This window comes from Streptomyces sp. NBC_00249 (assembly GCF_026342355.1).
Taxonomy (GTDB): domain Bacteria; phylum Actinomycetota; class Actinomycetes; order Streptomycetales; family Streptomycetaceae; genus Streptomyces.
This window is the reverse complement of record NZ_JAPEMV010000003.1, coordinates 180921-190694: the sequence shown is the minus strand read 5'-3', so window position 1 is coordinate 190694 and position 9774 is coordinate 180921. Positions and strand designations below refer to the sequence as shown.

General features: G+C 73.7%; 10 protein-coding genes. 4 read left to right on the top strand and 6 right to left on the bottom strand.

Annotation, left to right across the window (positions count from 1 at the left end; all coding sequences use genetic code 11):
* Positions 1-19: 19 nt before the first annotated feature.
* Complete coding sequence (locus OOK31_RS15205; protein ID WP_267013045.1) at positions 20-1858, bottom strand: non-ribosomal peptide synthetase; 1839 nt, start codon at positions 1856-1858, stop codon at positions 20-22.
* Positions 1859-1986: 128 nt separating this feature from the next.
* On the opposite strand from OOK31_RS15205, the gene OOK31_RS15200 reads away from it, so the two are divergent.
* On the top strand, positions 1987-2727 hold the full coding sequence (locus OOK31_RS15200; RefSeq protein ID WP_267013044.1) for an SDR family NAD(P)-dependent oxidoreductase: 741 nt from the start codon (positions 1987-1989) through the stop codon (positions 2725-2727).
* 158 nt (positions 2728-2885) lie between these two features.
* Here the strand turns inward: OOK31_RS15200 and OOK31_RS15195 are convergent, their stop codons facing one another.
* The 3 genes from OOK31_RS15195 to OOK31_RS15185 are packed head-to-tail and all read right to left on the bottom strand — an operon-like array spanning position 2886 to position 5625.
* Positions 2886-3722 carry a hypothetical protein gene (locus OOK31_RS15195; RefSeq protein ID WP_267013043.1) on the bottom strand — a complete coding sequence of 279 codons (837 nt, stop codon included), beginning with the start codon at positions 3720-3722 and terminating at the stop codon, positions 2886-2888.
* A complete protein-coding gene (locus OOK31_RS15190) occupies positions 3719-4372 on the bottom strand; it encodes a response regulator transcription factor (RefSeq protein WP_267013042.1) in 654 nt (217 codons plus the stop codon). Before OOK31_RS15190 ends, OOK31_RS15195 begins: the two co-directional genes overlap by 4 nt.
* The gene (locus tag OOK31_RS15185; RefSeq protein WP_267013041.1) at positions 4360-5625 is read right to left on the bottom strand and encodes a sensor histidine kinase; all 1266 of its coding nucleotides are present in this window, start codon (positions 5623-5625) and stop codon (positions 4360-4362) included. The genes OOK31_RS15190 and OOK31_RS15185 overlap by 13 nt, the downstream gene beginning before the upstream one ends.
* A 175-nt stretch (positions 5626-5800) precedes the next feature.
* Here OOK31_RS15185 and OOK31_RS15180 point away from each other — a divergent pair, with 175 nt between their 5' ends.
* Positions 5801-6253: a hypothetical protein gene (locus OOK31_RS15180; RefSeq protein WP_267013040.1), complete on the top strand. Its 453-nt coding sequence runs from the start codon at positions 5801-5803 to the stop codon at positions 6251-6253.
* Positions 6254-6351: 98 nt separating this feature from the next.
* Here the strand turns inward: OOK31_RS15180 and OOK31_RS15175 are convergent, their stop codons facing one another.
* The gene (locus OOK31_RS15175; protein WP_267013039.1) at positions 6352-6762 is read right to left on the bottom strand and encodes an organic hydroperoxide resistance protein; all 411 of its coding nucleotides are present in this window, start codon (positions 6760-6762) and stop codon (positions 6352-6354) included.
* Positions 6763-6882: 120 nt separating this feature from the next.
* Between OOK31_RS15175 and OOK31_RS15170 the strand changes: the two genes are divergently transcribed.
* On the top strand, positions 6883-7383 hold the full coding sequence (locus OOK31_RS15170; RefSeq protein ID WP_267013038.1) for a MarR family winged helix-turn-helix transcriptional regulator: 501 nt from the start codon (positions 6883-6885) through the stop codon (positions 7381-7383).
* Positions 7384-7481: 98 nt separating this feature from the next.
* Here the strand turns inward: OOK31_RS15170 and OOK31_RS15165 are convergent, their stop codons facing one another.
* Positions 7482-7934, bottom strand: coding sequence for a MarR family winged helix-turn-helix transcriptional regulator (locus OOK31_RS15165; RefSeq protein ID WP_267013037.1), 453 nt, complete (start codon positions 7932-7934; stop codon positions 7482-7484).
* Between the two features lie 173 nt (positions 7935-8107).
* Between OOK31_RS15165 and OOK31_RS15160 the strand changes: the two genes are divergently transcribed.
* Positions 8108-9619, top strand: coding sequence for an MFS transporter (locus OOK31_RS15160; RefSeq protein WP_267013036.1), 1512 nt, complete (start codon positions 8108-8110; stop codon positions 9617-9619).
* Positions 9620-9774: the final 155 nt, after the last annotated feature.

Below are 9774 nucleotides of genomic sequence, written 5' to 3'. Positions count from 1 at the left end.
TCGGAGCGGGGATCGGTGGTTATCCGCGCAGCCGGTCGGCGAGGTCGGCGAGGTCGGTGGCGAGCAGGACGTCGGTGGGGGTGAGTTCGGTGCCCAGGCGTTCGGTGAGCCGGAAGGCGGTCTGGGTGGCGAGGATGGAGTTGCCGCCGAGGCCGATGAAGTCGTCGGCGGAGGAGATGTCGCGGACGCCGAGCAGTTCCGCCCAGACCTCGGCGATACGGGCCTCCAGGGGGTCGGCGGGCCGGAGGGCATCCGCCGCGGCCTGCCCGGCCTGTCCGTCCTGCTCGCCGGTTTCCTCCCCGGCCTGTGCGAGGAGGGCCCGGATGCGGGCGCGGTCGGCCTTGCCGGTGCTGCCGTAGGGCAGTTCGGCCAGGGGCAGCCAGCGTGCGGGGAGCATGTACGAGGGGAGGGTGCGGGCGAGGGCCTCGGCGAGTTCGCGGCCCTGGGCCTCGGCTCCGCCGGGGTGGGCGGGGTCGGCGAGGAAGGCTCCGACGAGGAGGGCGGTGTGGCCCTCGCCGGTCTTCTCGACGAAGGCGGCGGTGGTGCGGCCGGTGGCGGTGGCGGCGTGCTCGACCTCCTCCAGCTCGATGCGGAAGCCGCGCAGTTTCACCTGCCGGTCCACGCGGCCGAGGATCTCGTAGAGCCCGTCGGGCAGTTGGCGTACGAGGTCGCCGGTGCGGTAGCGCAGGCCGTCCCCGTACGGCAGGAAGGACTCGGCGGTGCGCTCGGGGCGGCGGAGGTAGCCGGAGGTCACCGAGGGTCCCGCGACGAGGAGTTCGCCGGTCTCGCCGGGGGCGACGGGGGTCAGGTCGGGGCCCACGACGTACAGCTCGGCGGCGCGGACCGGGCGGCCGATGGGGATCCGGGTGCGGCCCGCGAGGGACTCATCGGTGCAGTCGAAGAAGGTGGCGAGCACGGTGGTCTCGGTGGGGCCGTAGATGTTGGTGAGGCGTCCGGGGCCGCCGGCGGCGAGCACGGCGAGGGTGGCGGCGAGGTCCATGGCCTCTCCGCCGACGAGGAGTTGGCGCAGCGGGGCCAGGGAGCCGGGGGCCTCGCGGGCGACCATGTGGAAGAGCGAGGTGGTGAGCAGGGCGGTGGTGATGCCCTCGGTGGCGAGCAGTGCCGTCCAGCGTTCCAGGTCGAGTTCGACCACGGAGGGCAGGACGACGAGGGTGGCGCCGGCGGTCAGCGCGCCCCAGACCTCCCAGGTGAAGGCGTCGAAGGCGGGGTTGGCGAGCTGGCCGACCCGGTCGGCGGCGGTGATCTCGCCGTGCGCGGGCTCGGTGACCAGGTCGAGGATGGCGCGGTGGGGTACGACGACGCCCTTGGGGGTGCCGGTGGAGCCGGAGGTGTAGCCGACGTAGCAGGGGCCCTCCTCGTCGGTGTGCGGGTCCTCGGCCCAGTCGGACTCGGCGCCGCGGCCGGTGGGAACGGGCAGCACGGTGGCGGAGGCGGGGGCGTGCAGGGGGCGTTCGCGCAGGCTCGGGCCGGTGCCGGTGAGGACGGCGCGGACGTCGGCGTCCTCGAGGACGGCCGCGATCCGCTCGGCGGGGGCGTGGCTGTCGAGGGGGAGGTAGGCGGCTCCGGCCCGGGTGACGGCGAGGAGCGCGACGAGGAGGTCGTTGCTCCGGTTCAGTTCGAGGGCGACGAGGTCGCCGGGGCCCACGCCGAGGGCGGTGAGGCGGGCGGCGAGGTGTCCGGCGCGGCGCCACAGCTGCCGGTAGGTCAGTTCCGCTCCGCCGACGGCCTCTCGTAACGCCCGGGCGTCGGGGGTGAGGCGCACGCGTTCGGCGACCAGACGGTGGATTCCGCCGGCCGGCCGCGCGGCCGTGCCGGCATGTTCCGCATCGAATCCCATGACTCCCCCTTTATCCCGCAATTCCGCATGGTGGAACTGAGCTTCCGTCATACGGTACGTTAGGATCCGGACACCCATTCGTCAACGGGCGTTGTTCGAAATGCGCCGGAATACCAGCAGGAGGAAAGATGAGCGAGACTCGCGTCGCCCTGATCACCGGTTCTTCTTCGGGAATCGGTGCGTCGATCGCCCATCGGCTCGCGGCCGAGGGAATTCGAGTGGTAATCAACTCCGCCCACAGCGTGAAGGCCGGAAAGGAACTGGCCGCCGAGCTCCCCGAGGCGGTGTACGCGCAGGGCGACGTGTCCGACGCCGGGGACGCGCGGCGGATCGTCGAGACCGCGGTGGAGACCTACGGCCGGCTCGACATCCTGGTCAACAACGCGGGCGTCACCCGCTTCGTCCCGCTCGACGACCTGGACGCGGTGGACGCCGCCGCCTGGCGGGAGATCCTCGACGTCAATGTCGTCGGCGCCTGGCAGATGATCACCGCCGCCGTCCCCCACCTGCGGAAATCCGGTGCGGGCTCGATCGTCAACATCTCCTCGGTCTCCGCCACCCGGGCGCTGGGCAGCTCGATCCCGTACGCCGTGAGCAAGGCCGCCGTGAATCACATGACCCGCCTGCTGGCCTCCCAGCTCGGCCCCTCGGTCCGCGTCAACGCGGTCGCGCCCGGGCTGATCGACACGCCCTGGTACGAGGGCGCGGAGGAGGTCTGGGAGAGCTCCCGCGACTGGATCACGAACAACACCCCGCTGCGCCGGGTGGGCACGCCGCAGGACGTCGCCGAGGCGACGCTCTATCTCGTGAACGCCGCTTACACGACGGGCGACGTACTCACCGTGGACGGCGGCCGGCACATCGTCTGAACCGCATTACCGGAAATTGCGCGGCCGAATTCCGGTCCGCCCGGATGCGAGGCACATTCGAGTTCGCCGGATTCCCGGTGGAGTCCTGCTCGACGGTGCCTCGCATTTCGCTGTCGGCGGCCCGAGCGGTGCCGGCGGCGAGGTGACCGGCCCGCGCTTCAGGACGTGCGGGGGCGGCGGGACGCCTCCGCGCGGCCCGATTCGGCGAAGAGGTCCAGGGTGCGCGGGGAGGCCGGGTCCCGCAGGGCGTCCTCCACCTCGCAACGGCCCACGCCCGACCGGCAGTCGCCCCGGTAGCGGGCACCCTCCGGGAGCGTGAGGTGCAGGTGCCCCGCGCCGACGCGGCCGCTCACCCGGTCCGGCACGGTCGCGAAGACGGCGTCCGCCTGCCCGGATCCGGCGCCGATGTCGGCCTGCGGTGTGGCGAGGCCGGTGGCCCGCAGGCTGCCGGAGCCGACGCGGGCGCGCAGCGGGCCGCGCAGGGCGCTCAGCGCCAGCGTGCCGGAGCCGACGTCCGCGTCGACGGGCCCGTCGAGGCCGGTCACGGACACCTGCCCGGAGCCCGCCGACACCCGCACCAGGATCCCGGCGGGCACGGTCACCTCCAGCCCTATGGAGCAGCCGAGTCCGCCCGTCACCCCGATGGCCTCGCCCGCGCAGTGCGGGGTCAGCCGCAGGGTGTCGCCGAGCCAGCTCTCCTCGACGGTGGGTTCCTTGAACGACCAGGTCACCCGGGCCTGGTAGCCGACCTGGCCGTCCCCGCGCGGGGTGACGGTCACATCCGATCCGCCGCCCTCGATCTCCACCGCCGCCACCGTCCGCCCGGCGCTGCCGCCGGACAGGACACCGCTGCGGGTGGACCCGACGGCCGTGATCTGCCAGGCGGCCGGGAGCACCACGAGTACGGCGCTCAGCGCCGCGGCGCCGTACCAGGCGCGGCGGTGTCCCGGCCGGGCGGCGGCGGCCCGGGCCGCCGGGGGGCCGGGGAGGGTCACGGCGTACCGTCCAGGAAGCGCAGGACGGCGAGGACGCGCCGGTGTGCCTCGGCGGCCGGCGGCAGGTCCAGCTTGGTGAAGATGTTGTTGATGTGCTTGGCCACCGCACTCTCGCTGACGACGAGTCCGCCCGCGATCCCCGCGTTGGAGCGGCCCTCCGCCATCAGCGCGAGCACCTCGCGCTCGCGCGGGGTGAGGCGCTCCAGCGGGTCGGGGCCGCCGCGGCGCAGCAGCAGCTGGGCGACGACCTGCGGGTCGAGGGCGGTGCCCCCGGCGGCGACGCGGCGCAGGGCGTCGATGAACTCCTCGACGTCGGCGACGCGTTGCTTGAGCAGGTAGCCGATGCCCGCGCCGCTGCGGGAGGACAGCAGGTCGGCGGCGTAGCGCTCCTCCACGAACTGGGACAGCAGGAGCACCGCCGTGCCGGGGCTCTGACTGCGGATCATCAGGGCGGCCCTGATGCCCTCGTCGGTGAAGCCGGGCGGCATCCGGACGTCCACCAGGGCGAGTTCGGGCCGGTGTTCCTCGACGGCGGCGAGCAGCCCCTCGGCGTCGCCGGTCTCGGCGGCCACCTCGAACCCGGCCATTTCCAGGACTTTGACAAGACCTATGCGCAGCAGGACGGAGTCCTCGGCGATCACAGCCCGCACGGCAGCTCCACAGTGATGACGGTCGGGCCCCCGAGGGGGCTGTTGATCATTATCGTTCCGTCGACCGACCCTACGCGTTTGCGCAGGCCGGTCAGGCCGGTGCCGCCGGCCGGGTCCGCTCCGCCCACCCCGTCGTCGGTCACTTCGACGCGCAGCAGGTCCCCCCGGGGGCCGGTGACGCGGGCGACGTGTACGCGGCAGCGGCCGGCCCGGGCGTGTTTGGCCACGTTGGCCAGCGCCTCGGAGACGACGAAGTAGGCGACGGCCTCGACGGTGGGGCCGGGCCGTACGGCGAGGTCCACGGTGAGGTCGACGGGCAGCGGGGCGCGGGCGGCGATGCCGGAGATCGCGGCGTCGAGCCCGCGGTCCTCCAGGACGGCCGGGTGCAGGCCGCGCACCAGGCTGCTGAGTTCCTCGATGGCCTCCTTCGCCTCGCGGTGGGCCTCGTCGATGACGGCCTTCGCCTCGGGCGGGAGGCCGGTGAGGGTGGCGCGGGCGATGCCGAGGTTCATCGCGAGGGAGACCAGCCGCTGCTGGGCCCCGTCGTGCAGGTCCCGTTCGATGCGGCGGCGTTCGAGGTCCGCGGCGTCCAGCACCCCGGCGCGGCTCTCGGCCAGGTCCTCGACGCGGCGCTCCAGTTCGCGGGCCCGGTTGGGGCCGAGGAGGGCGGCTGCGGCGACGGCGTCGAGCCGGGTCAGGAGGGCTGCCAGCCAGGGGGCGGCGAGCAGCGCGAGCAGTCCGGCCACGGTGAGCAGGTCGTACTGCGAGGCCCAGGCCAGGTCGAGGGCGGTCCCCTGCCAGGGGAGCATCCAGGACCAGGCGTACACGGTGGCGCAGGCGGTGCCGACGGCCCAGGTGAGGACCAGCAGGGCCGCGCCGGTGGCGGCGAGGGGGCTGACCAGCAGGTGGTAGCCGTACTGCCGCCAGGTCGCGTCGGAGCGCAGCCGCTCGGCGAGTCCGCGCAGGGTGGTCCAGGGGTGTTCGCGCACCACGGGAGGGATGTCCAGGCCGAGGAGCGACCGGAACCGGCTGCGCTGGAGCGCCGTCAGGAGCGGGCAGAACGCGAGGACGGCCAGCAGCGGGAGCGGGCTGTGCCCGGGGCCCGCGGTCAGCAGGGCGAACCCGGCCACGAGGGGCAGGGCGGGCGGGATGGCGGCCGCCCCGAAGGCGGTGTTGCGCCAGGCCCACGCCGACCAGGGGGTGTGGGCCGCGATCCAGGTGTACGTACGCCTCAGCGCCCCGCGAGTTGCCATGCGCCTACGGTAATCGCACTGGTCAGGGGCATGCCATCACCCTGGTGCCCGGTGGGGGGTGTACCCGGCACCACCCCCGGTCCGGACCGTGGGGCTACTGATCTTTCCCTGCCGCGGAAGGAGAGTGGTGGGGTGCCCGGCGGACGGACCCCGGGCCGGAAGGAGACCCGCAGCCATGGCCCTCGCCGCACCGCAGTTCCAGGCCCGCCGCCACACCGTCCGGCGGGCGGCGGGCGGGGGAACGCGCTCGGCGCGGGCGGGCCGGCGCGGCCCCCGGACGGCCACGGTGCTCACCGGGGCGGGGCTGGCGCTGCTGCCGTGGATGGTGGTGCTGGCGCGGACGCTGCCGGCGACGGCCGAAGTGTCCCACTGGTCCACGGCGTGGATCGGCCTGGACGCGATGCTGGCCGTCGGGCTGACCGGGACGGGGATGCTGCTGCGCAAGGGGGACCCGCGGGTCGCTCCGGTGGCGGCGGCGACGGCGGCGCTGCTGGTGACGGACGCCTGGTTCGACGTCACGACCTCGGCCGGTACGAGCGGCCAGGGCGCGGCGCTGGCGATGGCCCTGGCGGCGGAGCTGCCGCTGGCGGCGCTCTGCGCGGCGGTGGCCGCCCGGCGCACCGTCTGACGGGTCAGGGCGGAACCGTCGGACGGTGCGCCGGGCGGCGGCTGGGGGGGGTGCCGCTCGGGGGACTGCCCGGGGGCTGCCCGGGGGCTGCCCGGGGACTACTCGATGACGAGCTCGACGGGGATGTTGCCCCGGGTGGCCTTGGAGTAGGGGCAGACCTCGTGGGCCTGCTTGACCAGCAGGGCGCCGGTCTCGCCCGCGAGGGACTCGGGGAGCTCGATGCGCAGGGTGACGGCGAGCCCGAAGCCGCCGGCGTCCTGGCCGATGGAGGCCTCTGCGGTGACGGACACGTCGCCGGTGTCGACCTTGGCCTGGCGGCCGACCAGGCCGAGCGCGCTGGCGAAGCAGGCGGCGTAGCCGGCCGCGAAGAGCTGCTCGGGGTTGGTGCCCTGGCCGTTGCCGCCCAGCGCGGGGGGCATGGCGAGCGCGAGGTCGATCTGGCCGTCGGAGCTGACGGCGCGGCCCTCGCGGCCGTTGGCGGTGGCGACAGCGGTGTACAGCGCGTCCATCGGGAGGTCCTTTCGCAGGGGCGGGGCGACCGGTGGCCGACCCTCGACCACAAATAGAGCACACAATTTAGTTGTGCACAACTCAATCGCTCACAAGAGGGCTCCGGTACACTGGGGAACATGACCGAGCAGCCCGCCGACACCCTCCGCGACCAGGACTTCCTCCGCCTCGACGGGCAGATCTGCTTCGCGCTCAACGCGGCGAGCCGCGCCTTTGGGGGCCTCTACCGGGTCGTCCTGAAGGATCTGGGGCTGACCTACCCGCAGTACCTGGTGATGCTGGTGCTCTGGGAACACGGCACGATGCCGGTCAAGCAGCTCGGTCAGCACCTGCGGCTGGACTCGGGCACGCTCTCGCCCCTGCTCAAGCGGCTGGAGGCGGCCGGCCTGATCCGGCGCGAGCGCAGCACCGAGGACGAGCGGTCCGTGCACGCGGTCCTCACCCCCGAGGGCGCGGCGCTGCGGGAGCGGGCGGTGGAGGTCCCCCGCCGGATCGCGGCGGCGACCGGGTTCGAGCTGGGCGAGATCCGCGACCTCCAGACCCGCCTGAGCCGCCTCACGGCGGCCCTCGACGCCGCCGAAGCCGCCGAAGCCGCCGAAGCCGCAGCACCGCAGGACTGACACGGCAGGACGGACGCCGCCGGACTCACGCGGCAGGACGGACGCCGCCGGATCGGCGCCGCCCGACCGCCGCGGCCCGCGGGCCGGGCGGCGAGGGTTCAGCCGGAGTCACGCTCCAGCATCGGTCGAAGCCGCTCCAGCAGGGCGTAGAGCGTGGCGCTCTCCTCCTCGTCGAGGGTGTCGAGCGCGCCGTGCGTGGCCTGCATCTCCTCGCGCACCCGGCGGATGGTCTCGCGGCCCGCCTCGGTGGCGACGACGTTCTTGACGCGGCGGTCGGCGGCGGAGGGCTCGCGCCGCACCAGTTCGCGCGCCTCCAGCCGGTCCACGATCCCGGTGACGTTGGACGCGTCGCAGGCCAGCAGGGTCGCGAGGCCGCGCATGGGCACGGGGCCCTCCAGCTGGGCGAGGACCTTGGCCTGCGTGGAGGTCAGCCCGTACCGGGCGGCCGCGGCAGCGAAGTCCCGCCACTGGGCGGTGCCGATGGCGGCGAGCAGTTCCAGCAGCTGGAGCTTGGCGGGGCTGTGCGGGGTGCGGGGGGAGGTGGCGCTCATGGGTCCGGAGCGTACTCCGGGATGGTTGACATTATCAACTGTTTACTTGACCTCCTTAACTATTGAGGTCTACCTTCGAGTCTCGAACAAGTACTTGATGACCTCAAAGATCTGCGTCCTGAAGCACCCTTCAGGGCCGAAGCCCGTGAAGCACTAAGAAGGTCCCCTCCGCCATGAGCTCCGCCGCATCCGCCCCCGCCGAAGCGAGGAACAGGAACGAGACGGTCATCGTCTTCGCCCTGAGCCTCGCCGCCATGGTCGTGTCGATGATGCAGACCCTGCCCGTACCGATCCTGGGCCTGATCCGCAACGACCTCGGCACCTCCACCGCCAACGTCAGCTGGGTGACCACCGCCACCCTGCTGTCGGCCGCCGTCTTCACCCCGCTGCTCGGCCGCTTCGGTGACCAGCACGGCAAGAAGCCCACCCTGGTGGCCGTCCTCGGTGTCATGGTCGCGGGATCCGTCGTGGCCGCTCTCGCGACCTCGCTGCCGCTGCTGATCCTGGGCCGGGTGCTCCAGGGCGCCGCCACCGCGATCTTCCCGCTGGCCCTCTCCGTCCTGCGCGAGGAGGTCCGCCCGCAGAAGCTCCCGGGTGCGATGGCACTGGTCAGCGGCACGCTCGCGTTCGGCAGCGGCCTGGCGCTGGTCGCCACCGGGCTGCTGACCTCCGGCGCCGACGCGGACTACCGCAACGCCTTCTGGATGGCCACCGGCTTCGCCACGCTGGCCCTGCTCGCCGTCGTCCTCCTCGTCCCCGCCACCCGGCACAAGACCGGCGGCCGCACCGACTTCCTGGGCGCGCTGACCCTCGGCATCGCCCTGCTGCTGCTCCTGCTGCCCATCTCCCAGGGCCACGAGTGGGGCTGGGCCTCCGCCCGTACGCTGGGCAGCTTCGCCGGCGCCGCCGTCATGGCCGCCGTGTGGGTCCTGGTCGAGCGCAAGGTGCGCGAACCCCTCGTCGACATGGCGATGTTCGTCCACCGCCCGGTGCTCATGGCGAACCTGGCCGGCGTCCTCGTCGGCTTCGGGATGTTCGCGAACTTCCTGGGCGTCTCCTACCTCGTCCAGATGCCCGAGGCGCTCACCGGCTACGGCTTCGACGCCTCCATCCTGCGCGCGTCGGTGCAGTTCCTGCTGCCCGGTGCGATCGTCTCCCTGCTGGCCTCCCCGGTCGGCGGCCAGCTGGTGCGCCACCGCGGGCCCCGGGTGGCACTGGGTCTGGCCGCCGGACTCGGCGCCTTCGGCTTCGGCTGGCTGGCGCTGGACCACGGCCACACCTTCTCGGTGATCGGCGCGGGCCTCGTCGTCGGCGCGGCCGTCAGCTTCGGCTACGCGGCCATGCCCGCCGTGATCATGTCCAGCGTTCCGCACCACCAGAGCGGCATCGCCAACGGCATCAACTCGATCTCCCGCTCCACGGGCAGCGCGATCGGCAGCGCCGTCGTCACCACCATCCTGGCGTCGAAGACGCTCGAGCACCTTCCGGCGGGCGTCCCGCCGCTGCCCGCCGAGTCCGGGTTCACGCTCACCTTCTGGATCGGCGCGGCCGCCTTCGCCCTCGTCGCCGTGATCAGCTGGCTCGGCCTGCGCGGCGGCCACGGCCCGCGCGTGGTCGAGCAGTCCGCCCCCGCGGCCACTCCCGCCACCGCGCCGACGGCGGAGCCGGCGGCCAAGACCGTCTGACCCCACGCACCAACGCGCGACGGCGCTGCCCCCGGCCGACCCGGCCGGGGGCAGCGCCGTTCCGCGTTCCCGGACTACCGCGGACTCCCCGGACGGCCCCTCAGGAGCCCCTGGGCTCCGCCGGGATCCGCTCCGGGCAGCTATCCGGAGCCCTC

Coding starts and splice junctions, on each gene's coding strand:
- OOK31_RS15170 (WP_267013038.1), top strand. CDS start 6,883: ATGACCGAGCAGCCCGCCGACACCCTCCGCGACCAGGACTTCCTCCGC.
- OOK31_RS15160 (WP_267013036.1), top strand. CDS start 8,108: ATGAGCTCCGCCGCATCCGCCCCCGCCGAAGCGAGGAACAGGAACGAG.
- OOK31_RS15200 (WP_267013044.1), top strand. CDS start 1,987: ATGAGCGAGACTCGCGTCGCCCTGATCACCGGTTCTTCTTCGGGAATC.
- OOK31_RS15205 (WP_267013045.1), bottom strand. CDS start 1,858: ATGGGATTCGATGCGGAACATGCCGGCACGGCCGCGCGGCCGGCCGGC.
- OOK31_RS15185 (WP_267013041.1), bottom strand. CDS start 5,625: ATGGCAACTCGCGGGGCGCTGAGGCGTACGTACACCTGGATCGCGGCC.
- OOK31_RS15180 (WP_267013040.1), top strand. CDS start 5,801: ATGGCCCTCGCCGCACCGCAGTTCCAGGCCCGCCGCCACACCGTCCGG.
- OOK31_RS15175 (WP_267013039.1), bottom strand. CDS start 6,762: ATGGACGCGCTGTACACCGCTGTCGCCACCGCCAACGGCCGCGAGGGC.
- OOK31_RS15165 (WP_267013037.1), bottom strand. CDS start 7,934: ATGAGCGCCACCTCCCCCCGCACCCCGCACAGCCCCGCCAAGCTCCAG.